The following is a 23,765-nucleotide window of genomic DNA, read 5'->3' on the forward strand; positions in this document are numbered from 1 at the left end:
AGACGATTCGATGACTATCTTGACCCAAAGCACAACTTGGCAAGCGTTAGCAGCGCATAGCCATCAGCTCCCGCATATGCGGGAACTCTTTGCAGGCGATCCTGCACGCTTTAGCAACATGTCGCTTTCTACCTGTGGCTTATTTTTAGATTATTCAAAAAATAGAGCGACACCTGAGACACTCAACTTGCTGTTGACACTGGCGCAAGAGGCAAAGCTTGACGCTAAAATCAAGGCGATGTTTGCCGGTGATATTATTAACACCACCGAAAAACGTCCCGTATTACATACCGCACTGCGCAGCACCGCCGAGCAATCCATTGTTGCCGAAGGTCAAGATATCGTTCCAGAAGTACAGCAAACGCTGCACAAAATGCTGCAGTTTGTTACTTCAGTCACCTCAGGACAATGGAAAGGTTTCACTGGCAAAGCCATTACCGATATCGTCAGTATCGGAATCGGTGGTTCGTTCCTTGGCCCTAAAATTGTTTCCCAAGCATTACGCCCTTACTGGATTACGGGTCTCAACTGCCATTTCGTTGCCAACGTCGATGGCACCTCGATCAGTGAAAAACTCAAGCTGCTCGATCCAGAAACCACTCTGTTTATCATGTCGTCTAAGTCTTTTGGTACACAAGAGACGCTGACCAATACCCTAACGGCGAAGGCGTGGTTCTTAGCCAAAGGTGGTTCACAGTCAGATGTGGCGAAACACTTTGTTGCCGTGACCTCTAACGTGGCAAAAGCGACCGATTTTGGTATCGATGCTGACAATATTTTCCCAATGTGGGACTGGGTTGGTGGTCGTTATTCACTTTGGTCAGCCATTGGTTTACCCATCGCTTTACTCATCGGCATGGATAACTTCCGCTCCCTATTAAAGGGCGCGCACCAAATGGATACCCATTTTGCCAATGCGCCTCTAGCGGAAAACATGCCAGTGATCATGGGATTACTGTCTCTGTGGTATGGCAATTTCTTTAATGCTCAAAGTCATGTGGTATTGACCTACGATCATTACCTACGCGGACTTCCCGCTTACTTCCAACAACTGGATATGGAAAGTAACGGTAAGTCAGTCACCCTTAATGGTACCCATGTGGATTACAGCACGGGTCCTGTGATTTGGGGCGGCGAAGGTACAAATGGTCAGCACGCTTACCACCAGCTGCTACATCAAGGTACTGCATTAATTCCGGCCGATTTCATTATGCCGCTGCAAAGCCATAATCCTATTGGTGAACACCATGATCAGTTAGCTTCTAACTGCTTCGGACAGACTCAGGCGCTCATGCAAGGCCGCACCTTAGATGAAGCGCTGGCCGAATTGAGCAAGAGCAACTTAAGTGATGAAGAGAAGTTACTTATCGCCAAACATAAAGTCATGCCTGGCAATAAGCCAAGCAATACTCTGTTAATGGATAAGCTGACTCCTGAAACCTTAGGTGCACTGATTGCGCTCTATGAGCACAGAACCTTTGTCCAAGGCGCTATTTGGGACATCAACTCCTTCGACCAATGGGGTGTTGAACTCGGTAAAAGCTTAGGTAATGACGTCCTCGCCCGTATCGGCGCAGAGCAAGATGCCACCGCCTTAGATGCCTCGAGCAATGGGTTAATTAACCTATATCGACACGGTAAAATCTGATCGAGCAAAAAGCCAGCAACCGCTGGCTTTTTTATTTTATCTCATTAATAAACTTAAGATATTCCCTCACAACTTCCTCTACCACTCCCGCGAAGATCAATGACATATCATTCAAACTTCATTTCAAGTTAACACAAATGAAACATAATTCTTGCACCCTGTTTTGAAAATATGTTATTTAATCGCTGACAAAACATACAACAACAGGAGGTTACCATGGATCGTTTAGATTATGGTTGTGCGCTAGATGAAGTCGTAGAAAGACCCGATCGCTCGCGAGGCTCCAATAAAAAGCGTAAGTGGCGAGAAATTGAAGCGTTAAAGGACAAACATCGTTTACTCAAGGAACTTCAAGAGATTGATAACAACTTTGATTACGATATAGACGCTATCCAGTTGTAACCCATTGTTTGATAAACAGCATATAAAGAAAAAGCGCCAATGGCGCTTTTTCTGTTTTTACATTCCGCTATTCGGCTGTCCTGAGGTAAGAGCGCAGTTCATCAAAGGCCTGTTGCTCGCGGTCGAGGAATAACGGATCATCGATTAAAGACGCTTGGCACTGTTGCTCAATTACCTGCCAATCCTTATCGGTTAAGGTTTTAGCCAGTAACGGGAAGATTTCCCGCTCCTCCATTTGCATATGCTTTTCTTGCAGCTCCACATATTCTGCAAAATCAGCGACTAACTTATCCCTCGCGACCACAATATCACTCAAAATGAGATTTAAGGTATTCATTAACGCCGAGGATGCCGCCGTCACCACTTGGTGCTCGTCACTCAGCTTATCAATTTCATCGTTCGCCTTATGCGCCAAATAGTAAGCATAGATAATGTCTTCCACAGGATGATGACTGCGCTCAGCATATCCTTGCATATACTCAACTATGTCCCGAACCACGATAAAATTGATGGCTTCACCTTCAGCTAATTTCATCTGCTTGTTTTTCAAGACATTCAACAACACTGCTATATGTTTATGATCATGCATGAGTCTTTTAAGCATATCGCCTCCTGAAACTGGGACTCTGACTATTGATACTAGTCAAGTCGTTTATCGATCTCCAATATAACAGGCGAATTCGTGTTCACTTTATGACCACGATCAAGTAATTAACATGAGAGTCTGTAAAAATACGTGAATTGATAGGCTGATTAACCCTAAATGCCTAATAAAGAATGGACAGTGAGTTAACTAAAGCAAAGCTAACTCACTGTTTATTTATGTTATTTTGTAAGTTGATTCAACTGGCGTTGCAATGCCTTAAACTTCGCTATCGCTTGCGTATCATCTGCGGTTGCTTCTCCCTCGGCTTTTGCCAACTCTGGGTATTGCTTCTGTAGCGTCTGCACTAAGGCAGATGCCTCCTGTGTTTGTTTGGCTTCAATCAAGGCTTGTAAGTGAGTTAAAGACTCCATCATAGCTTCTTCCCGAGCCATTACAGGTGTATCTTGCTGCGGTAGTGCCCGTGCCATTTGTGTTGCTGCTCGAGACTCTAGTTGCTGATTTTCCTGCGCAGACATCTTAGCCTGTGCCCTCATTGCTTCCCTTTGCCTATTTTGTGTGGCAGCTTCTTCTCTAGCTTGATGCGCCATATCTGCTTGTTGTGCAGCATTATCTAACTCAGCCTGAGCGGGCATAGGCGCACTCATAGTCAGAGCGGCTGGCGCAACTAACTCTTCCTCAAAATGGCCTCGGTTGAGGATCACTAAACCGACGACGAGCACTAAGGAGGCTGCGCTCGATAACGCCCATGGAAAACGGCGCCACACAGGCGTGACAGAAGGCTTGAGCTGGTTAACGTTGATGTCAGCCAAATGAGCCTGTGACAGGCGCAATATATCTTGGTCAAGTCGCTCAGGTGGCATTTCCAGTGCTTGCTTGTGATACCAAGCCGAAACTTCCTGACGTAGCGCCTCTTCTTCCGATGACAGAGTCAAATTACTCATGACCCACCTCCTGCCATTTAGCATTGACACAATCTTTTAAGCTTTGATACGCGTAGCGAATTCGGCTCTTGGTCGCTTCGAGTGTTACCCCTGCGATATCGCTTATCACTGCAGCGGTAAAACCCATTTCGATATTGAGAATAAAGGCCTCTTTTTGCACTTGGGGTAACAGGGCAATACAGGTTTTCAGCAACAAGCTTTTTTGCGTTTCCTGCCAATGCACATCGGGTTGTTCCTGCTCTGCTCCCACAAAAGTATCTAGCCCTTCCTCGTTATCGTGACTGACTAGATCAACTGGCTTAACCGCCCTAACATGGTCAATCAACAGATTATGGGCAATCCGATAGAGCCAAGTATTAAATTTGGCGCTCGGCTCATAATTGGTGGCGGCACGGATCACCCGCCCCCAGGTTTCCTGATATAAATCTTCGGCTAACTGTTTGTCTCCGAGTTGACGCACAAAGTAACGGTACAAGGCGCCTTTGTGTTTAAGATAAAGCTGCTCAAAAGCTTTGCCATCGCCCTTGGCATAGCGTTGCATTAACTGTTCATCGGTATGCTCATGGGCATGCATTTGCGATATCGCCAAGGCCATAGCAGCTCCCTAATGGTTAACTAACTGAAACATAATAATTTGGCTCATTGTTGATGCGGTTTATCCTCGGGCGGGAAAGGTTTATCTCCGGCATCAAAGGATTTTTTGATTGGCACTCGCTGTGTTTGTGCAAGCATTGCAGCGGTATCGACAAGTTGCATAAATTCATGTCGGTAGCCACTGGTATCGTCCCCCAGCGCAGAACGTGTGAGCGCACTAAGCTTATTATAATCAAATTGATGCAAATAGTGGCTTTGATTCAGCAACTGTCCTAATCCTGCCACTGCAGCGGCAAAACGAAAATCATCACTCGCCAGTGCTAATGAGTTTACCCTTTGGTCGGCACGGATTGGATAACTCAGTAACTGGCTTTGAGTCGCATCCGGTAGCTGATAACGTAATTTAAGATAGGCGATTTCATCGCGGCTATATTTTTCATTGCCAGTCTTGGGATTATAGCCATAGCGAAGTTGATCATTAGCCAAATTACCCGCATCAACATAACGCAGCTCGTAAAGTGCCGTGACCGTATGCCCAGCGCCTATTTCGCCCGCATCCACCTTGTCGTTATTAAAATCTTCACGCGCTAAGGCGCGGTTCTCATAACCGATAAGACGGTATTCGGCCACAAGAGCAGGATTAAACTCGACCTGCACTTTCACCTCTTTTGCTATGGTGAGTAAAGTTGCACTTAACTGTTCCACCAGCACTTTTCTCGCCTCATTGATAGAATCAATGTAGGCGTATTGTCCGTTGCCCTTATCGGCCAATTGCTCCATCAGATGGTCATTGTAATCGCCCATACCAAAGCCGAGCGTCGTTAGCCCAATGCCCTGTTGTTTCTGCTCGCTAACCAAATCGATTAATTCATCGAGGTTGGTCGTGCCGACATTAAAGTCACCGTCTGTCGCGAGAATGGCTCGATTAATGCCGCCTTCAACAAAGTGCTTTTTCGCAAGCTGATAGGCAAGCTGAATCCCCTGCGCCCCATTGGTAGAACCACCCGCACTGAGCTGCTCTAACGCATAGTTAAGGGTTTGGCTGTCGTTACCTGCCGCGCCATCTAACACGACTCCAGCGGCGCCAGCATAGACGACAATCGATACCTTATCCTGAGCATCAAGTTGCTGAGTCAGCATTTTCCAGGCAGTTTGCAATAGAGGTAACTTATCTGGCGATGCCATTGACCCTGACACATCCAGCAGAAACACTAAGTTACTGGCGCCGAGTTCGGCTTTACTCTGCTCATAGCCTTTCAAACCGATGCGAAGTAACATCATGTCATCGTTATAGGGCGATGGTGCAAGCTCAGTGGTAACACTAAATGGCGCCTCATTTTTCCCCGGCAGTGGATAGTCATAGGAAAAATAATTCAGCATTTCCTCAACCCGCAGCGTATCCTTCTGTGGTAATCGACCTTCCTTCAACATTCGTCTTAAGGTCGTGTAACTACCGGTATCAACATCGATAGCAAAGGTGGAAACCGGGATCTCCCCCGCAACCATGATGCCGTTTTGCACTTGTTTCTCAAATCGATTGCGCTCCGGTGGCACAGCCCCTGGCCAATCGCCGTTGAACGCGGGCGCCGCACTGATACTGGCCGCAGGTTGAGCGATATAGGCTCGACTCTCAGCACTCATTGTCCGCAGTTTTGCTGACGAGACTTGCTCATGCATGGCGATAGCGGCATCCCGCTGCATATTGGCCTGACGCTCGGTCCTTTCATTAAGCTCAGCTTTTTCATCAAGCTCTGCCTGTTGCTCTGCGGCGAGTTTTGCTTGAGCGGCTAATTCAGCACGCTTTTGCTGCTCCGGGGTTTTATCACTGCAACCACTCAAACCAAGTAATACGGCGAGTGTTAATCCCGAAACAACAAAGCTTAAATGCGTTCTGTGGTGAAAGACTGAAGATGGATATCTCATGATAGTGGCCTAATCAAAGTGTTCTCAATGGTTGATATCTCTATAAACGCAGACCCGGCACAAAAGGGTTATTTGGAGAGAGAAATTGTCACATTCACTTTACCAAGCACAGTATTTATTAAAAACAAAGACATTTAACCGCCTTTTGCAACTATGATCACACAAGGACATTTTTCTGGACTCTAAAATAGAGCCTTGTAACAAGCCGCGTTTATGGACCCACACGTGTCACACTCTGCTCATTTATTTTCATTAAGAATTGCCCACGCCCTTAGCGAGGCGTGCGTAAAAGATAAGTATTCGGTTAAGCGTTTTGGACAAGATCTGCTGGCGGGACTCACCGTCGGGATTATTGCCATTCCGCTCGCAATGGCACTAGCGATTGCCAGCGGCGTCGCACCACAATATGGCCTATACACCGCCATTGTCGGTGGTTTTATCATTGCGATGACGGGCGGCTCCCGTTATAGCGTGTCAGGGCCAACGGCCGCCTTCGTGGTATTACTCTATCCCATCGCCCAGCAATTTGGTTTGGCGGGGCTGCTCATTGCCACAGTGATGTCAGGCATGATGTTAGTTGCCATGGCGATGTTAAGGCTCGGCAGATTGATCCTCTACATTCCAGAATCCGTCACCTTAGGCTTTACCGCGGGGATCGGGGTGGTGATTGCAACCTTGCAGCTAAAAGACTTCTTTGGCCTGCATATAGAACACATGCCAGAGCAGTATTTTGCCAAACTCATGGCCTTAGGTCAGGCATTACCCAGCCTTCACTTGCCAAGCTTATTCGTCGCCAGTGCCACCTTAGCCACTATGCTACTTTGGCCTAAATTGAAGATCCCAGTACCAGCTCATCTGCCCGCAATCGCCCTAGGCAGTATTCTCGCTCTAGTGCTAAATGCCATGGGCGCAGAGATTGAAACCATAGGGACACGCTTTCATTATCAATTAAGCGACGGCAGTGTCGGCACAGGGATCCCCGCGGTTCTCCCCCACTTTGAATGGCCTTGGTTACAAACTGGCGCCAACGGTCAAGCCTTTGAATTTAATCTGGCGACCTTTCAAGCATTACTTCCCGCCGCCTTTGCGATTGCCATGCTAGGCGCGATTGAATCGCTACTGTGTGCAGTAGTGCTTGATGGCATGACAGGCAAACGCCACAGCGCAAACAGCGAACTTCTCGGCCAAGGCATAGGTAATATTATTACCCCCTTCTTTGGCGGTATCCCGGCAACAGCCGCCATTGCGCGCAGCGCGGCAAACGTTAAGGCAGGCGCCCAGAGCCCGATAGCATCGATGCTCCACGCTCTTGTGGTGTTAATAGGGTTAGTCGCGCTCGCAGGAGTACTCGCCTATTTACCCATGTCGGCCATGGCCGCATTATTACTGGTAGTGGCTTGGAATATGAGTGAAGCCCCCAAAGCGGTGCATTTACTTAAAACGGCGCCCACCAGCGATATCTTAGTGTTTTTAAGCTGTTTCTCCTTAACGGTGATCTTCGATATGGTGATCGCCATCAGCGTGGGCATTATCTTAGCCGCTCTGCTGTTTATGAAAGAAATAGCCGAGATGACCAAGCTCTATGATATCAGCACCAATAAACGCTATGTTGATCAACCACTTCCCGCTGACTGGGCGGTGATAAAGATTAACGGACCATTATTCTTTGCCGCGGCGGATCGGATTTTTGCCGAGATAGCGAGCCTCACCCAAGACAAACAAGTGATAGTGCTTTACTTAGATGGGGTGTCCATTCTCGATGCGGGCGGTTTGTCGGCGCTCAATAAACTCATCGATAAGTGTAAACTTAACCACACTAAATTGATTGTGGCGGATTTGCAGTTCCAGCCCATTCGTACCCTTGCGAGAGCTAAAGTGCAGCCGATTGAAGGGGTATTGAAGTTTTATCCCACTCTGCGCGAAGCGTTGGCGGAGGCACCGCTGCCAGAACAGACCTGCGAATCAAGCGCGGCAGAGACAACTAACATTTAGGATTAACGATTTTGTACCTCATCCCCAAAGCCCCTTATCGGTCTTTGTGGATGACCGCGACGTTAAGCCCATTCAGCGAACACTTTATCCACGCTAAAAGCGCTATTTTTACGCGCAAAAAACGTCAGAAATCAGGCTTTACATGCTATTATTCTGCGCCATGATGCTCCCGGCTCTGACAGGGGTTGCGGACATCGACTGTACCCAGACCTGATACAAGGTCGAAATATAATTAAAATTAGTGAGTTAAGGAGTTATCATGCAAGCCCTTGTTGCTGTTGTTATGGGTTCTAAGAGTGATTGGCCCACAATGGAAGCCGCCGCTGAGATCATGGATAAACTGCAAGTGCCTTACCATGTTGAAGTCGTATCTGCCCATAGAACGCCAGATAAACTGATGGAGTTTGCAGCCGGTGCCGCTGACCGTGGTTTTAAAATTATTATCGGTGGTGCGGGCGGTGCTGCTCACTTACCCGGTATGATTGCCTCAAAAACTCGCTTACCCGTATTAGGTGTACCAGTACAAAGCAAAGCGCTGTCGGGCATGGATAGCTTACTGTCTATCGTACAGATGCCAAAAGGCATTGCCGTTGGCACACTGGCCATCGGAACCGCTGGAGCCTTTAACGCCGGACTACTCGCCTGCCAAATTCTTGCGAATAACGATGCTGAACTTGCCGCACGTTTAGAAGCCTTTAGAGAAGAACAAACCCGCGCAGTGCTGGACAATCCCGATCCGAGGGAAGCCTAATGACTCAAGCAAGTTCAAAACCTAAGGTTTGGGTATTAGGTAATGGCCAGCTTGGCGCCATGCTGACCCATGCGGGCGAACCTCTGGCGATTGATGTTCGCGCCGTCGATATCATGACGCCCACCGATGAAATCCTGCCGCTGGCACCTCACGATATCATCACCGCTGAACGCGAGCAGTGGCCTGAATCCGCCCTAAGCTTACAACTCAGCACCCATCCGCATTTTGTTAACGGCCCAGTATTTAGCCGTTTGGCCGACCGTTACAGCCAAAAAAGCTTACTCGATCAGATCCAAGTCCCAACCGCGCCTTGGACACTCGTCGATGATAAGACCAACGTCGAAAACCTATACCAAGCCTTTGGTCCTCGCGTGCTGATGAAGCGCCGTACGGGTGGCTACGACGGTAAGGGCCAACATTGGCTAAAACAAGCCGAAGCGGGAGAGATCCCCCAAGATTGGCGTAACTTGGCCATTGCCGAGCAAGCAATTAACTTCGATGAAGAAGTCTCCTTAGTCGGCGTACGTACCCGTGAAGGTCAATGCGTGTTTTATCCATTAACACTCAACCTGCACCAAGATGGCATTTTGATGGCCTCAATTTCGCCACTGACTCGTCTGAATCACCTGCAAGCGCAAGCGGAAGGCATGCTGAGTGCTATTATGCATGAGCTAGAATATGTCGGCGTGATGGCGATGGAATGTTTCCGAGTGGGCGATAAGCTGCTGGTTAACGAGTTAGCGCCGCGGGTGCACAACTCAGGCCATTGGACCCAAGCGGGTACCCATATGGATCAATTCCAACTGCATTTAAGAGCCCTGTGCGGTATTGCGATTCCGCAGCCACAGGTGAACTTTCAATGCGTGATGGTCAACCTGATTGGTATCGAAAACGATCCCCGCTGGTTAAGCCTGCCCAATGCCGAACTGTATTGGTACAACAAAGAGGTTCGTCCTGGCCGTAAAGTCGGGCATTTAAACCTTTCTGTGCCGAATACTGCCGTGTTAAAAGACAGCATTAGCGCGCTGCAAACTTGGATGCCAAGCCAATACCAAGCGCCCCTCGCGTGGATTTTAGCTGAGTTTGCTAAAGCCTAATTGAGCGCACAGATCACTGATAAGAGTACATATTTGTGCTCTTATCAGTTGATTTCTCCATCTTCGTTATATACTTATCCAAACTCAACGTGAATGAGTTAGTGACCGAGTGATTAAAACAGACTAACCGGAGCACGAATAAGGGAACTGCCGAGTGAAATTAAGGGATAATTTTAAACGTAAAACCATAGACCGCTTGGACTATCGTTATCATCTATTGCTCTTGATAGTGCCGATAGTGCTATTCGTCTTATTATTTGTGTTTAATGCCCCCACCGAAGGCTGGACTATCCTCCCCCTGCTGTTTGTCTGTCTTATCTATGTGATTGCCTACAGCCTTATTTATTATCTTCACCAGGGCCGCTTAATGCGGTTATGGCAACACTTAGAGCAGGTCGTCAGTATTAACGATGCTATTTATGAACTTGCCCACCTGTCGAGCCAATATAAAAATGAGCATGCGTTTCTCGACGCGCTGCTCAATAAAGCCGTCTGTATCATTAACGGTGCAGAAATGGGCAGCATCATCAAAGTCAACGAAGAGACCCATAGGCTGCATTTCGAATCCGTGGTGGGACTCGACCTTAACATGCTCAAGCAATTGAATTTTTCCCTCGAGCAATCCTTCGAATATCGACTCACTAAGGGGAAATGCGATCGCGTGGTGGTAGTCGATGATATGAAGAACATCAATGCCGCCAGCACGCTCACAACCGAAGAACAGCACATCTTACTCACGGCTGCCAAACATCCTATCCGCTCGACGCTGTCCAGCCCGATACGCATCGACGGCAAACTCTACGGCATGCTTAATCTCGATAGCAGTAGCGTAGGCGCATTTAGCGACTACGACCGTAATCTGGTCTCCATTCTCACCCATGAAGCCAGCAATGCGATTGCCTTGTATCAAAAGTCACTGCAAATCACCAAATTGGCGAATTTCGACAATCTCACTGGACTCTATAACCGCAAAAATTTTGAAGATGCCCTACTGCATTGGCAACCCAAGGCACACTTAGGCAGTTATTTGGTGATTATCGATATGGATAATCTCAAGAGCATTAATGACCAACAGGGGCACCAAGTCGGCGATTTAGCGATAAAGCAAGTGGCTAAGACTATCCTCGGCTTTTGGAAGCATAAAGGCATCATCTCACGCTTTGGGGGTGATGAGTTTGTTGCCCTCTGCCATGGCCCGCTAGAGCAGCTCGAAAATGACCTTGATGCCATGCGCCTCAAGCTGCACCAAGAGTCGTCGCTCAATCTAAACTTCAGCGTGGGCATGTCGGCCTATGACAATGATTGGGCCAAGTCTTTCAAACAGGCGGATAATGCAATGTATGAGCAAAAACGCGGTAAGAAAAAAGCGATAAAAGCACTCGAAGCGATTGCGGCCAATAACCAACTGACGCAATGAGTTTAGCAAGGAGCCTATCCGCGATAAGCTCCACAAATGGATTTAGGCTACCCGAAGAATAAGCGCCATAGCCAAGAAGAATCTAAATCCTCCTGACAGGTTTTATACTGGGCCGCATAACGCTTAGCCCTGTCATCCACCTTAGCCGCAACTTTGACCAGCCACGCCTTAGATTTATAAGTCCCACGGCGATAGCCACCCCATCCTTCGTGGTAGTTGAGGTATTGCGCCCTCGCATCCCACTTGGACACCCCATTAATTTTATTGGTCTTGTAAATAAACCAACCCATAAAATCCATGGCATCATCAAAATTACTCCGCGAAGACCAACTGTTTCCCGTTTCACGAACATAATCATCCCAGGTCATGGTTTTTGCCTGCGCATAGCCATAGGCATCACTGGCTCGCCCGATGGGAATAAACCCTAAAAAATACTCCATTGGCGGCGCGGCATTATGCTTGAAGGAGCTTTCTTGATACATCATCGCCAGCGGCACATGCACAGGCACGCCCCATTTATCACGGGTGTCCTTAGCGGCTTCGTACCATGAACGATGCTCTTGAAAAATATCGCAAAGGTTATCGGGAGATTTAGGCGGAGAAGTGGCGCAGCCAGAGAGAAAACCTATGGATGCACATAACAGAGTTGTCGAAAGCCATTTCATTAATCGCTTGTTCTCCCAAGAAATAAAACTGGCCCATCATCGCACAGTCATAGGGTGAGGCAAAGCGCCAATCCTGTTTTTGGCGCTAAGATCACCTTAGCGCCTATTATCAGGTCAAACTCATTAACAGAAATGACAATCCGTTGTTAAATCTGATTATTTTGTTTCAGGGCTAAGATCAAACTGACATTCATGGTTTTCTTGCTGCCACACACCGGGTTCCCAATAGTTGGTATCTTTCCCCATATAGCGCTTATCCGTGTGGAATAAGGCGCCAATATGGTAACGCTGATGTCCTTCAACCTTTAACTTAAAGGTTTTAGGAGTGCGCGCACTGAGGGATACGCCCAAAGAAGGTGCATCAATCAACTCGGCGACCGTGAACTCATATTCCCCAGGCGCCAATTGATAATTAGGTTTAGATACCACAGGCTTACCATTGAGATGGGTCACCACCACGCGATACCAATGGGTGCTGGCATCGGGCTGTAAATACCCAGACACAGTCCCGCAACTTAAGTCATCTTCAGGCGAGGAGGCGCAACCTGACAAGAATGCCGTGAGCCCTAGTAGACTGGCAGCCAGTGTAAGTTTGTGCCCGGTTAAATAGTGACTCATTAGGATGAAGTCCCGAAATAGTCCGTCAGATAATCATCAAAGGATACCGCACTTTGCGCCGCTTCGATGTCTGCTTGCTTATTAAGCGATGCTTGCGCCTCGGCTTGATAATCGCTGACAACCTCGGCTGATAAGGGGTAATCCATAAAATATTGGTGATATTGCTGCGCCAGTGACATCACCCATTGTCCATGGTCTTGGCCTTTGGTGATTAATTGCTGGATGACTTGCCCAGACAAGGTCTTTTGTGGGTCATTCACGGCTTCACGCCAATGGGCTAATGCCGCTTGGTAATCCTGTTTATCGCCATCGAGTAACTTAGCCAATGAATCCAAATGCTCAAACAGATCCAAAAGCCACGTTTGCAGTGAGCGTGTACCTGTCTCGGTTAATAACTCAAGCCCTGGCTTACGGCCTTCAAGCACGACAGATTTTAAGTTAGCACTTAAACGGGCTTCTTCTGCCGCATCGGACTTAGGCGACTCGGTTAGTAAGCAATAGAGTAAGAACAAGTCGAGGAAACGCACTTGGTTCTCTTCAATCCCAATCGGGCTGAAGGGATTTACATCTAATGCACGCACCTCAATATATTCAACCCCCGCACGGGCAAGGGCTTCAGAGGGCTTCTCACCGCTTTTGGTGACGCGCTTCGCACGGATAGGCGAGTAAAATTCATTTTCAATTTGCAGCACATTGGCATTGAGCTGGCGATATTCACCATCCACCTTCACCCCAATATTGGCAAAGTTGGCCGATGGCATCTTAATCGCGGCGCTCACCCCAGCCAGATACTCAGGCAGGGAGTTATAGCTGATATTGAGATCTTCCTGCTCTTTATTGGTGTAACCCAGATCGCTCATTCGCAACGAAGTCGCATAGGGTAAATACAAGGTGCCGCGACCCGATTTTTCAAAGCGTAAATCGGTCTTCTGCCCCTTAATAAACGAGCTACACAGCGCAGGCGATGCGCCAAACAGATAAGGTAACACCCAGACTAAACGGCGGTAATTGCGAATGAGACCAAAGTAAGATTCGGAGATAAAATCCTCAAAGCTCACGCTTTTATCACTCAACTCATAGAGGCTTTGCCACAGCTCCTGCGATACCGAGAAGTTAAAATGCACCCCAGAGATGATCTGCATCAGAGCGCCATAACGGTAGGTTAAGCCCTTGCGATACAAGGTTTTCATCTTGCCTGTGTTAGAACTGCCATAACGGGCGACCGGAATATTCTGCTCATCCTTCACGTAACATGGCATGCTCACGGGCCACAGGCGCTGACCATGCAAATGACGCACGCTAAAGGCATGGGTCTCGGTGAGTCCTTGCAATAGGGGGCCAACGTGATTGTTTACCGGCGTGATAAATTCAAGCAGTGCTTCACTGTAATCTGTCGTAATGCGCGAATGCGTTAATGCCGAGCCGAGCTCTAATGGATGACCATCTAACGCAAGGTAGCCTGACTCGTCGATACGTAGCGCTTCACGCTCAATTCCACGTAACATGCCAAGGAGTGCGGCACGCCCTTGAGCGTCCGAGAAATGTTGTACTAATTCATTGAATGGCTTCAATTTGCGCTTCTCTGATTGGTGATTCGCTATCGCGACAAGGTTAACAGTCAGACCTTTATTTTGAGGCTTATCTTTCAAAATACGCCTCAAAATAAATCTAAACCTGTCCGTGGAGCAAGCCTAATTACATTCTTCTGCGATAAAACGCAGACGGTGACAGCTAATGCTGTCACCGTCTTACTCGTTAATACTTTAGACTGGCAGCGAGGTTGTGCTGCACAATTAGCTTGTCTGCAATTTATATTGGGTCGAAAAGCTAATTTACAATACTAAAGTTTCAATTGGATAGCCTAAAGTTGCTAAATCCGCTTCAATTTTCGCCTTATCTCCCACCACTAAGATGATCATTTTCGAGATATCTAGCTCGGAAGCCGCGAGGGCATTGAGTTCATCTTTTGTTACAGTATTTATAATTTTGTCCTGCTCGGTAGTAAAATCTTGGCTCAGCTGGTAACGCTGGATCATCCGCATAAAGCCCGCCTTCTGATAAGGCGTCTCATAATCCAAAGCTTGTCCTTGGGAAACCGAGTTACGCATAAAGCCGAGCTCAGTGTCCGTCATCCCATTCTGCTGATAGGCTTTGATCTCTTTGATAAATTCATTTACCGCCTTGGCAGTCACATCGGTACGCACATCACTCGAGGCCACAAAATCACCGACTTCGACGCCACCAGTAAATGAGCTGCGAGCCCCATAGGTATACCCCTTGTTCTCACGTAAATTGAGGTTAATACGGCTATTGAAGGCGCCACCTAGCGGATAGTTCATCAGGTAAGATTTGAAATAATTACCTGTTGCATCATAGGGTAAGGCACGTTTGGCAATGTTAATCACCGACTGCGCGGCGCCCGGTTTATCGATCAGATAGATAGTCCCGCCCTTCAGCGCAGGGAATGACTTGAGTGGAGGCAATCTACTCGCCTCACCTTGCCATTGACTCAATCCAGCAAGTTTGGGTAGCAATGCACTTTCAGGCAGATTCGCTACCGTAATGATTTTAGCGTTCGCACCACGGTACTGCTCAACGTAAAACGCCTTCACATCCGCAAGTGTCAGCGCGGCAACGGAATCTAAGGTCCCTGCATCGCTGACGCCTTGAGTGTTATTCTTGCCATAAAGCAAGCTATACAGCGCAGAGTTAGCGACATAGCCTGGGTCTGACTGCATATGCTGAATTTGCTGCAACTGTTGCTGCTTCACCCGCGCAAAGTCGGCCTCGTTAAACGCAGGCTGGAACAGCTTTTCTTCCAATATGGCTAAGGTTTCATCCAAGTGCTCGGTGAGCGCCGACACCTTAATCGTGCTTTGGGATTCGGAGGCACTAAAGTCCACCGTACTGCCGAGCATCTCAAGCGCCTGCGACAATTGCTCTGTTGAGCGCTTTTGAGTCGACTCATTCAGCATCTCAGCGGTTAAGCTTGCTAGGCCAGCCTTTTCAACGGGCACTAATCTGTGCCCGCCGTTAAGATAAATCACTAACTCCACAGTCGGGGTTTCACTGCTTTGAGTGCCCATCACTTCGATGCCATTTGCTAACTTAGTGGTCCAAATTGTCGGGACTTTAAGCACGGGTGCTGCGCCCGAGGCTGGCATTGTTGAGCGGTCGAAACTTGACACCAACTTAGCGACGGGTAAATCGCCCTCTACAGCCGTATCCGCCACGGGCAAGGTTTGAGGGGTGAAGTTATCCGGATGAGCGACTAAAGCCGTCATTCCCTGCGGTACCACACTCATCACCACCATGGGCTTGTCTTTGATGTACTTTTTAAATACCCGCATTACATCGTCTTTGGTCACATTGGCATAGCGCGCAAGGTCTACTCCAATCTTATTCGGCTCACCAAACATGGTTTGATTCAAGGCAAGCATAGACACTTTGCCTTTTACGCTCTGCAGGCCAAAAATGGTATCGGCCTCAAACTGCACTTTCACTTTTTGCAGGTCATCGTCGGTGACGCCGCGCTGCTCAAACTCATTAATCGAGTCGAGAATGCGCTGTTCAAGTTCGGCTAAAGTCGCGCCCTTTTGCGGATTGGCTAAGGCATAAATTGACATCTGGCAGGCTAACTCTTGGCAGGGTTGGCTCACGCTTGCCTGCACGGCATAACCATCCTTCACCAAGTTTTTGTACACGAGTGAGGTTTTACCGCCACCGAGGATATTGGCTAATAAGTCCAGCGCGGCTTCATCGGGATGGCTGGCATACACAGTCGGAAAGCCGATACGGATCAGCGGCAGATGCACGTTATCTTCCATCGAGATATAGCGCGTCTTATCGAGCGTAACTAAGGTCTTAGGCTCAGGTTGAACCTCGGGGCCACGGGGGATTTCGCCAAAGTATTTGTTTACCCAGGCTAAGGCTTGTAGTTCATCAAAATCGCCGCCAATGGTCAGTGTGGCGTTATTCGGGCCGTACCAACGCTGGAAAAAGTGTTTCACATCATCCACTGTGGCGCGGTTAAGATCCTCTGGCCAGCCGATCACAGGCCAAGAATACGGATGACCGACCGGGAACATCGCCTGGTTAAAGCGCTCGCTCATTCGGCCATAGGGTTGATTATCAATGCGTTGAGCACGCTCGTTTTTCACCGTCTCGCGCTGTACTTCAAACTTTTCGCTGGTTAGCGCCGGCAACAAAAAGCCCATGCGGTCAGACTCGAGCCACAGCATTTTTTCGAGCTGGTTGCTAGGGACAGTCTCAAAGTAGTTCGTTCTGTCGGTATTGGTTGAGCCGTTCAGCGTCCCCCCAGCCTCGGTTACCACCTCAAAATGTTGCTCATCGGCGACGTGCTCAGAGCCCTGGAACATCATATGTTCGAATAAATGGGCGAATCCTGAACGGCCTGCCAGTTCTCTAGCCGAGCCGACGTGATAAGTCACATCGACATGCACTAAGGGATCGGAATGATCTTGATGCAGAATAACCGTTAGACCATTGGCAAGCTGATATTTTTTAAAGGGAATACCGACTTCAGAGTCCTTCAGTTGCACATTTTCAATTAACTTTACGCCCGCGGGTAATTGGGTTGAGGTTTGGCTGGCACAACCTGCGAGTGCGGCAGAAATTGCAACCGCTAATATCCATTTTTTCAAGGTATTCCCCTTATACATCAATAGGCTAAAAAATTAGCCCCTGTAGAATGCTCGGTATCAATAATGAGTTCAGACTCATTAAGCCCTACAAAGTTCCAAGCAATACAAGGACTTCCTTTGCAGCGTTATCATCCTTTAACCGAACAACGAGTGTAAAAACTAACTAAACCAATGCAATGTGGCGGCCGCCACGATAAGGTAACGCAGGGTTTTGCCGATCAAAATCATCACTAATGCGGGGCACGCCCTAAGCTTTAACCATCCCGCCAATAAACATAATAGGTCGCCAATCACTGGCGCCCACGACAACAATAACGACCAAACACCGTAACGCTCAATAAGGGCTAAGGCTTTGGCATGCTTTCCCTCACTTAGGGCCTCGGGGGACTTTGCAAACCGGCCAATACGCCCTAGATAAAAACTCGTCATCGCCCCAAAGGTATTGCCGACACTGGCCACCACCACTAATGCAACCCAAGCTTGCGGCGCTTTATTCAGCAACGCAATCAGTAAAACTTCTGATCCTCCCGGTAACAAGGTCGCGGCTAAAAAAGCCCCAGAAAACATCATGCTTAATTCAGACATAAAAGCTTACTCTATGAAATTACAGCTCTTTCACGATCTCGAACAGAGAACTACCACAGCGTTAAAAGGATGTAGCGACTAACCATTTCACAACAAACTCATTTATCACAATAAGTTATAAGAAAATCGGTTTGTTATAACCCTATCACAGCCGATACAATGCCTTTAATGGCAAAAAATGTCCTGTACCTGACTCGTCGCTTGGTATAAGTTCACTCACTTCAAGTGGATACTCATACTAGCATCTCAGGTCCATGGGCTTGTAATGATATATTTTTTGGAAAACGCATGATTCTTCAAACCATTAGCCGCATTCCTTTTTGGCAAAAAGTCCTCGCCGGCTTTATTTTAGGTGCGCTCGTTGGCGTACTTTTAGGTGAAACCGCCACTGTGCTTAAACCGCTTGGCGATTTGTTTATCAGCGCCATTAAGATGCTGGTTGCCCCATTGGTCTTCTGTGCGATTGTGGTCAGTATCACCTCGCTCGGCTCTCAAACGAATCTCAAACGCTTAAGTCTTAAGACCTTAGGCATGTTTATGCTGACTGGCACTGTTGCCTCACTGATTGGCTTAGCGGTTGGCTCGCTTATCGATATGGGCGGCACAATGCAACTGGCCACCACGGAAGTGCGTGAGCGCAATATTCCAGGATTTGCGCAGGTGCTGCTCGATATGATCCCAGTCAATCCCTTTGCCTCACTGGCGGATGGAAAAGTACTGCAGATCATTGTATTTGCTGCGTTAGTCGGGATCGCCATCAACAAAGTTGGCGAGAAAGCCGAGCCACTAAAACGCACCATCGAAGCGGGTGCTGAAGTCATGTTCCAACTGACACGCATGGTGCTCAAACTCACCCCTATCGGCGTGTTTGGTTTAATGGCTTGGGTGGTCGGTGAATATGGTTTATCGACCCTATTACCTCTAGGTAAGTTTATCGCCGCTATCTATATTGCCGCCCTTATCCATATGATTTTTGTCTACGGCGGACTGGTGAAATTTGCCGCGGGCTTGAGCCCTGTGCAATTTTTCCGTAAGGCCATGCCGGCGCAATTAGTGGCTTTTAGTACCTCTTCAAGTTTCGGCACTCTGCCTGCAAGTACCAGAGCGGTTGAGACTATGGGTGTTTCAAAGCGTTATAGCGCCTTCGTTATGCCGCTTGGCGCCACCATGAACATGGACGGCTGTGGTGGTATCTACCCTGCGATTGCCGCGATTTTTATCGCTCAAATTTACGGTATTCCACTCGATACCTTAGATTATGTGATGATTGCCGTTACAGCCACTGTGGCCTCAGTCGGAACCGCTGGCGTGCCTGGCAGCGCTATGGTGATGTTAACTGTTACCTTAGGCGTGATTGGTTTACCCCTAGAAGGTATCGCCTTTATTGCCGCCATCGACCGTATTATCGATATGATCCGCACCGCGACCAACGTCACAGGTGATATGATGACCGCCGTGGTGATTGGCAAATCTGAAAATGAGCTTGATGTTGATCAGTTCTACAGCAATGAGACTCAAACGACTGCGATTGCCGATAATTAATCACTCAGGGTAAATCATGAAAGATTTATCCAATAAAAAGACCGCAAATGCGGTCTTTTTTATTATCCGTATTTCACTTATTGCGAATAAAACGTCCATGACTTTCGACCAAACAAGCTGTTAAACTCTTCACTTATTTACCAAAAGTAGAATGAAGCATGACTAAACTATTTTTATTCCCGCTTATCCTTTGCTTGCTGTGGATACTGTTTTTAAAAGCCAATGGTTTACCGCTGGCTCAAGGAAAACGTGGCTTTATCTACATCATAGCCATCAGCGGCACGGTGATTTTGCTTCTTATGCTGCTCCTGTGGTTAACGGCTTAAAAGCCTATTGGTTCACAATAGGCTTTGCTCTAGCCTCCAAATTCGCAGCTTAGCCAAGCACAGCCAGTAAAATCCCAGCCGCAACCGCAGAGCCTAACACCCCAGCAACGTTTGGCCCCATAGCGTGCATCAGCAAAAAGTTATGATGATTAGCCTCTAATCCCACCTTATTCACCACCCTTGCCGCCATTGGCACAGCTGATACGCCCGCCGCGCCAATTAATGGATTGACCTTACCGCCTGTTAATTTGCACATCAGTTTTGCCATCAGCACCCCTGCAGCAGTACCAATACCGAACGCCAACGCGCCCAAAACTAAGATCCCTAAGGTTTCGACGCGTAAGAACTGCTCTGCAGAAAGTTTAGAACCGACGGCCAAGCCTAAGAAAATAGTGACGATATTGATCAGCTCGTTTTGCGCCGTTTTCGATAATCTATCTACCACACCCGACTCACGCATTAGATTGCCAAGGCAAAACATACCAACCAGAGGAGTTGCTGCGGGTAAGAATAAAATCGTTAAGCCCAATACCATCAGCGGGAAAATGATCTTCTCCTTCTTACTCACCTCCCTGAGCTGCTCCATCTTTATCTCACGCTCGGCTTGGGTCGTGAGTAAACGCATGATCGGCGGCTGAATAATCGGCACCAGCGCCATATAGGAATAGGCCGCCACAGCAATCGCCCCCAACAACTCAGGCGCAAGCTTAGAGGCAAGGAAAATCGCCGTTGGTCCATCCGCGCCACCGATAATGGCAATGGCTGCGGCATCCTGCATGGTAAATTCAAAGCCTGGCACCAGATTCAGCGCTATCGCCCCAATTAAGGTTGCGAAAATCCCAAACTGCGCCGCCGCGCCGAGTAGCAAGGTCTTTGGATTGGCAATCAGCGCACTAAAATCTGTCAGCGCGCCAACCCCAATAAAGATCAGCAGCGGAAATACCCCGGTTTCAATCCCAACATGGTAGGCGTAATACAGCATACCGCCCTCTTCGGTAAAGCCCGCATTGGGAATATTCGCCAGCACAGCGCCAAAACCAATAGGTAACAACAGTAGTGGCTCAAAGCCACGCACTATCGCAAGGTATAACAGCAAGGCGCCCACAGCCATCATCAAGGCTTGCCCCGCAGTAAAATGGGCTATGCCCGTTTCGGCCCAGAAAGCCAGTAAACCATCCATAACGACTCCTAAGCTAAGGCCAGTAATTGAGAACCCACGGCAACCGAATCCCCTTCTTTCACAAAGAGATGGGTAATAATGCCATCCCCCTGTGCGCGGATTTCGGTCTCCATTTTCATGGCCTCTAGGATGATAACAACATCGCCGGCGCACACCTTGTCACCAATGCCGACATGCACTTTGAAGATATTGCCCGATAGTGGCGCGCTCATCTTAAGTTTCACCTCACTGGTTTGAGTCACTGGCGCAGCGCTCGGCTGAGAAGGATAAGCTTGACCAAGCGGCAGTGCGGCTTGTCCCTGAACTTGGATCTGGCTAATTTCGCCGCCCTCGGCAACCTCAACCACATAAGTTTGCCCTTCAACCGTAACAGTATAAGTTTCGGCCTCACGCGGTGTAGTAGGTAACACTGGCGCAAGCTCTGGTTTTGGCTCAAAGGCGGTTGGATCGTGACGGTGTTTTAAAAACTGTAAACCAATCTGCGGGAAGAGCGCATAGATGAGTAAATCATCGTCCTGAGACTTTTCTTTGCTCTCTGAGACGAGACGAATCCCTTGCTCCTGCGCCTTTGATAATAACTCCGTACGCAGTTTGTCCAACTCGGGTGCGAGTAAATCTGCAGGACGGCAAGTGATCGCCGCCGCACCGTTAAGCACTCGAGCCTGCAACTCGGGATTAACAGGGGCTGGAGTAGCACCATATTCGCCCCTTAACACGCCTTCAGTCTCTTTGGTCAACGATTGATATCTTTGCCCCATCAGTACGTTGATAACGGCCTGCGAGCCAACAATTTGCGACGTTGGTGTAACCAAAGGCAGAAAACCTAAATCCTGACGTACCCGAGGGATCTCCTCCAGCACAACGTCCAGCTTATCGGCCGCGCCTTGTTCTTTGAGCTGACTCTCCATATTCGTCAACATGCCACCGGGGACTTGAGCGCGAAGGATCCGCGAATCGATACCTTTTAATGCCCCTTCAAACTTGGCGTACTTTTTCCGCACCTCTCGGAAATAAGCGGCAATCTCTTCAAGTAAGACAAGGTCATAGTGAGTTTCACGCTCGGTCTCCGCCACCATAGCAACCACGGTTTCAGTTGCCGTATGGCCATAGGTTTGGCTCATCGAGGAAATAGCAGTATCGAGTACATCGATTCCCGCCTCTATCGCCTTTTGATAGGTTGCGGTACTCAGCCCCGTCGTGGCGTGGCAGTGCAATGAGAGCATGAGTTGAGTTTGTGATTTTAAGCGACTGATCAGCTCAAAGGCTTCCATCGGCTTGAGTAGGCCCGCCATGTCTTTAATGCACAGAGAATGGCAGCCCATGTCCTCAAGGCGCTTTGCCATATCGACCCAAGTATCAACCGTATGAACAGGGCTGGTCGTATAAGAAATTGTGCCTTGTGCATGTCCACCGACGTCACGCACCGCTTTTACCGCCATCTCGAGGTTACGCACATCATTCATCGCATCAAAGATACGGAATACATCGACACCATTGGCATGGGCACGCTCGACAAAACGTGTCACTAAATCATCGGCATAATGGCGATAACCCAATAGGTTTTGACCGCGCAGTAACATTTGTTGAGGTGTATTTGGCATTAACTTTTTCAGCTCACGGATCCTGTCCCAAGGATCCTCACCTAAATAACGGATACAGGCATCGAAAGTCGCTCCGCCCCAAGACTCGAGCGACCAAAATCCCACTTTATCGAGCAGAGGTGCTATCGGAAGCATGTCATCGAGGCGTAAACGCGTCGCTAAAATAGACTGATGTGCATCCCTCAAGACGACATCGGTTAACTGTAATGGCTTAGACGCCACAATCGAATTTACTCGGTTCATATGGCGCTCCATTATTTAGCCTGAGAACGATACTGCTGGACGGCTAAGCTAATCGCAGCCACCAATTTAGGATCTAAGGTGTTTGCAGCTCCGATAGAGCTCGCATCATTCACCTTTAACGGATCTGCTGCTTTAGGCTCTTCACGGCACCACTTAGCAACCAGATTCACACCTAATATCAATACACTTAAAAATAAATACACCAGCCCCATGCCCAATAACATGATGCCAACAGCATCTAATAGCTGCTGCGTTAGCTCCCCTTTCACGTCAGTACCTCCTCCAGCTTTCAACCCAATCAAGTGCTATATTTACAACTTCACAACATCCTCATTGATAACAAACTCAATCTATGGTTGTAAATTGGTAAGACCAATTTACATAAGATCGGCAATAAGTGTCTGAGGGATCCTTAGTGAACGAGCGATAAAATGAATATTCGTTAATGAAACAGCAAAGCAGATATTTTTATTGGGGAAAGAAGGGTTACTGGCTCTCAAGATTAAGGCCCGAGTAAACAGCAGCAGAAAGTGCAATCTAACGATAATGAGGTCTTGAATCTCTTATTAAATGAGTACAAGTTTAAATCGAACGATGAGCCTTATAAGTAAGGACATAATCCAAGAAGCATCGAAATACAGCGCTAAAGCATTAAGCTGCCAAGAAGGTGTTTAGAGGAATAATGAGAACACAGGTTTAAAAGTCTAGAAAACAAGATAATCAGCCGTTCTCCATTAACGCTGCATCTTAGACCGTAGAGTAATAACGTTAGTAATTAAAGAAGGCTTATGAAGAATACAGAAACTGAAATGGTAAACACGAAAAACAAAAAAGCCAGCTTATTCAGCTGGCTTCTTCGTTTAATTAGGCGCTTGGCGATGACCTACTCTCACATGGGGAGACCCCACACTACCATCGGCGCGATTGCGTTTCACTTCTGAGTTCGGGATGGGATCAGGTGGGACCACA

General features: G+C 48.0%; 20 protein-coding genes and 1 rRNA gene. 8 read left to right on the forward strand and 13 right to left on the reverse strand.

Features of this window, described 5'->3' with window-relative positions:
* Window positions 1–10: 10 nt before the first annotated feature.
* Together pgi and L2713_RS09465 are read left to right on the forward strand one after the other, a co-directional pair.
* Entirely contained in the window at window positions 11–1,648 is a 1,638-nt protein-coding gene (pgi, locus tag L2713_RS09460) for a glucose-6-phosphate isomerase (RefSeq protein WP_248967703.1), read from the forward strand.
* A 216-nt stretch (window positions 1,649–1,864) separates the two neighbouring features.
* Window positions 1,865–2,050, forward strand: coding sequence for a DUF3545 family protein (locus L2713_RS09465; protein WP_007650190.1), 186 nt, complete (start codon window positions 1,865–1,867; stop codon window positions 2,048–2,050).
* 67 nt (window positions 2,051–2,117) lie between these two features.
* Here L2713_RS09465 and L2713_RS09470 read toward each other — a convergent pair whose 3' ends face one another.
* The 4 genes from L2713_RS09470 to L2713_RS09485 form a co-directional block, all read right to left on the reverse strand.
* Window positions 2,118–2,654 (reverse strand): hemerythrin domain-containing protein, encoded by a 537-nt coding sequence (locus tag L2713_RS09470; protein ID WP_109285562.1) that lies wholly within the window; start codon window positions 2,652–2,654, stop codon window positions 2,118–2,120.
* A 221-nt stretch (window positions 2,655–2,875) separates the two neighbouring features.
* Window positions 2,876–3,598 (reverse strand): hypothetical protein, encoded by a 723-nt coding sequence (locus L2713_RS09475; RefSeq protein ID WP_248967704.1) that lies wholly within the window; start codon window positions 3,596–3,598, stop codon window positions 2,876–2,878.
* Window positions 3,591–4,193, reverse strand: coding sequence for a sigma-70 family RNA polymerase sigma factor (locus tag L2713_RS09480; protein ID WP_248967705.1), 603 nt, complete (start codon window positions 4,191–4,193; stop codon window positions 3,591–3,593). The genes L2713_RS09475 and L2713_RS09480 overlap by 8 nt, the downstream gene beginning before the upstream one ends.
* A gap of 44 nt (window positions 4,194–4,237) precedes the next feature.
* Complete coding sequence (locus L2713_RS09485) at window positions 4,238–6,115, reverse strand: vWA domain-containing protein (protein WP_248967706.1); 1,878 nt, start codon at window positions 6,113–6,115, stop codon at window positions 4,238–4,240.
* A 225-nt stretch (window positions 6,116–6,340) separates the two neighbouring features.
* Between L2713_RS09485 and dauA the strand changes: the two genes are divergently transcribed.
* The 4 genes from dauA (at window position 6,341) to L2713_RS09505 (ending at window position 11,372) form a co-directional block, all read left to right on the forward strand.
* On the forward strand, window positions 6,341–8,107 hold the full coding sequence (dauA, locus tag L2713_RS09490) for a C4-dicarboxylic acid transporter DauA (RefSeq protein WP_248967707.1): 1,767 nt from the start codon (window positions 6,341–6,343) through the stop codon (window positions 8,105–8,107).
* Window positions 8,108–8,366: 259 nt separating this feature from the next.
* Complete coding sequence (purE, locus tag L2713_RS09495; protein ID WP_011626975.1) at window positions 8,367–8,858, forward strand: 5-(carboxyamino)imidazole ribonucleotide mutase; 492 nt, start codon at window positions 8,367–8,369, stop codon at window positions 8,856–8,858.
* Entirely contained in the window at window positions 8,858–9,955 is a 1,098-nt protein-coding gene (gene purK, locus L2713_RS09500; RefSeq protein ID WP_248967708.1) for a 5-(carboxyamino)imidazole ribonucleotide synthase, read from the forward strand. The genes purE and purK overlap by 1 nt, the downstream gene beginning before the upstream one ends.
* A 154-nt stretch (window positions 9,956–10,109) precedes the next feature.
* A complete protein-coding gene (locus L2713_RS09505) occupies window positions 10,110–11,372 on the forward strand; it encodes a GGDEF domain-containing protein (protein WP_089067192.1) in 1,263 nt (420 codons plus the stop codon).
* Window positions 11,373–11,419: 47 nt separating this feature from the next.
* On the opposite strand, the gene L2713_RS09510 is transcribed toward L2713_RS09505, so the two are convergent.
* From L2713_RS09510 to L2713_RS09530, 5 genes are all read right to left on the reverse strand, one after another.
* Window positions 11,420–12,037: a transglycosylase SLT domain-containing protein gene (locus L2713_RS09510; RefSeq protein ID WP_011626978.1), complete on the reverse strand. Its 618-nt coding sequence runs from the start codon at window positions 12,035–12,037 to the stop codon at window positions 11,420–11,422.
* A 156-nt stretch (window positions 12,038–12,193) separates the two neighbouring features.
* The gene (locus L2713_RS09515; protein WP_248967709.1) at window positions 12,194–12,655 is read right to left on the reverse strand and encodes a hypothetical protein; all 462 of its coding nucleotides are present in this window, start codon (window positions 12,653–12,655) and stop codon (window positions 12,194–12,196) included.
* Window positions 12,655–14,304, reverse strand: coding sequence for a glutamate--cysteine ligase (gene gshA / locus L2713_RS09520; protein WP_248967710.1), 1,650 nt, complete (start codon window positions 14,302–14,304; stop codon window positions 12,655–12,657). Before gshA ends, L2713_RS09515 begins: the two co-directional genes overlap by 1 nt.
* A gap of 183 nt (window positions 14,305–14,487) precedes the next feature.
* Window positions 14,488–17,337 carry a M16 family metallopeptidase gene (locus L2713_RS09525; protein ID WP_248967711.1) on the reverse strand — a complete coding sequence of 950 codons (2,850 nt, stop codon included), beginning with the start codon at window positions 17,335–17,337 and terminating at the stop codon, window positions 14,488–14,490.
* Between the two features lie 141 nt (window positions 17,338–17,478).
* Window positions 17,479–17,904, reverse strand: a complete 426-nt coding sequence (locus tag L2713_RS09530; protein WP_248967712.1) for a YqaA family protein — start codon at window positions 17,902–17,904, stop codon at window positions 17,479–17,481.
* A 288-nt stretch (window positions 17,905–18,192) separates the two neighbouring features.
* Between L2713_RS09530 and L2713_RS09535 the strand changes: the two genes are divergently transcribed.
* Window positions 18,193–19,446 carry a dicarboxylate/amino acid:cation symporter gene (locus tag L2713_RS09535; RefSeq protein ID WP_248967713.1) on the forward strand — a complete coding sequence of 418 codons (1,254 nt, stop codon included), beginning with the start codon at window positions 18,193–18,195 and terminating at the stop codon, window positions 19,444–19,446.
* Between the two features lie 158 nt (window positions 19,447–19,604).
* On the forward strand, window positions 19,605–19,772 hold the full coding sequence (locus L2713_RS09540; RefSeq protein WP_011623730.1) for a hypothetical protein: 168 nt from the start codon (window positions 19,605–19,607) through the stop codon (window positions 19,770–19,772).
* 49 nt (window positions 19,773–19,821) lie between these two features.
* Here L2713_RS09540 and L2713_RS09545 read toward each other — a convergent pair whose 3' ends face one another.
* The 4 genes from L2713_RS09545 to rrf all read right to left on the reverse strand — a co-directional run.
* Window positions 19,822–20,952, reverse strand: a complete 1,131-nt coding sequence (locus L2713_RS09545; protein WP_248967714.1) for a sodium ion-translocating decarboxylase subunit beta — start codon at window positions 20,950–20,952, stop codon at window positions 19,822–19,824.
* 8 nt (window positions 20,953–20,960) lie between these two features.
* Window positions 20,961–22,796: a sodium-extruding oxaloacetate decarboxylase subunit alpha gene (gene oadA, locus L2713_RS09550; protein WP_248967715.1), complete on the reverse strand. Its 1,836-nt coding sequence runs from the start codon at window positions 22,794–22,796 to the stop codon at window positions 20,961–20,963.
* Between the two features lie 11 nt (window positions 22,797–22,807).
* Window positions 22,808–23,020: an OadG family protein gene (locus L2713_RS09555; RefSeq protein WP_232015344.1), complete on the reverse strand. Its 213-nt coding sequence runs from the start codon at window positions 23,018–23,020 to the stop codon at window positions 22,808–22,810.
* 646 nt (window positions 23,021–23,666) lie between these two features.
* A 5S ribosomal RNA gene (gene rrf / locus L2713_RS09560) occupies window positions 23,667–23,765 on the reverse strand; the annotation flags it as partial.

The organism is Shewanella seohaensis, from assembly GCF_023283775.1.
GTDB classification, from domain to species: Bacteria; Pseudomonadota; Gammaproteobacteria; order Enterobacterales; family Shewanellaceae; genus Shewanella; species Shewanella seohaensis.

What these genes read in the sequence shown, in the direction of transcription:
- pgi (WP_248967703.1), top strand. Translation starts at nt 11, where the DNA reads ATGACTATCTTGACCCAAAGCACAACTTGGCAAGCGTTAGCAGCGCAT.
- L2713_RS09465 (WP_007650190.1), top strand. Translation starts at nt 1,865, where the DNA reads ATGGATCGTTTAGATTATGGTTGTGCGCTAGATGAAGTCGTAGAAAGA.
- L2713_RS09470 (WP_109285562.1), bottom strand. Translation starts at nt 2,654, where the DNA reads ATGCTTAAAAGACTCATGCATGATCATAAACATATAGCAGTGTTGTTG.
- L2713_RS09475 (WP_248967704.1), bottom strand. Translation starts at nt 3,598, where the DNA reads ATGAGTAATTTGACTCTGTCATCGGAAGAAGAGGCGCTACGTCAGGAA.
- L2713_RS09480 (WP_248967705.1), bottom strand. Translation starts at nt 4,193, where the DNA reads ATGGCCTTGGCGATATCGCAAATGCATGCCCATGAGCATACCGATGAA.
- L2713_RS09485 (WP_248967706.1), bottom strand. Translation starts at nt 6,115, where the DNA reads ATGAGATATCCATCTTCAGTCTTTCACCACAGAACGCATTTAAGCTTT.
- purE (WP_011626975.1), top strand. Translation starts at nt 8,367, where the DNA reads ATGCAAGCCCTTGTTGCTGTTGTTATGGGTTCTAAGAGTGATTGGCCC.
- purK (WP_248967708.1), top strand. Translation starts at nt 8,858, where the DNA reads ATGACTCAAGCAAGTTCAAAACCTAAGGTTTGGGTATTAGGTAATGGC.
- L2713_RS09510 (WP_011626978.1), bottom strand. Translation starts at nt 12,037, where the DNA reads ATGAAATGGCTTTCGACAACTCTGTTATGTGCATCCATAGGTTTTCTC.
- L2713_RS09515 (WP_248967709.1), bottom strand. Translation starts at nt 12,655, where the DNA reads ATGAGTCACTATTTAACCGGGCACAAACTTACACTGGCTGCCAGTCTA.
- L2713_RS09525 (WP_248967711.1), bottom strand. Translation starts at nt 17,337, where the DNA reads ATGTATAAGGGGAATACCTTGAAAAAATGGATATTAGCGGTTGCAATT.
- L2713_RS09530 (WP_248967712.1), bottom strand. Translation starts at nt 17,904, where the DNA reads ATGTCTGAATTAAGCATGATGTTTTCTGGGGCTTTTTTAGCCGCGACC.
- L2713_RS09535 (WP_248967713.1), top strand. Translation starts at nt 18,193, where the DNA reads ATGATTCTTCAAACCATTAGCCGCATTCCTTTTTGGCAAAAAGTCCTC.
- L2713_RS09540 (WP_011623730.1), top strand. Translation starts at nt 19,605, where the DNA reads ATGACTAAACTATTTTTATTCCCGCTTATCCTTTGCTTGCTGTGGATA.
- L2713_RS09545 (WP_248967714.1), bottom strand. Translation starts at nt 20,952, where the DNA reads ATGGATGGTTTACTGGCTTTCTGGGCCGAAACGGGCATAGCCCATTTT.
- oadA (WP_248967715.1), bottom strand. Translation starts at nt 22,796, where the DNA reads ATGAACCGAGTAAATTCGATTGTGGCGTCTAAGCCATTACAGTTAACC.
- L2713_RS09555 (WP_232015344.1), bottom strand. Translation starts at nt 23,020, where the DNA reads ATGTTATTGGGCATGGGGCTGGTGTATTTATTTTTAAGTGTATTGATA.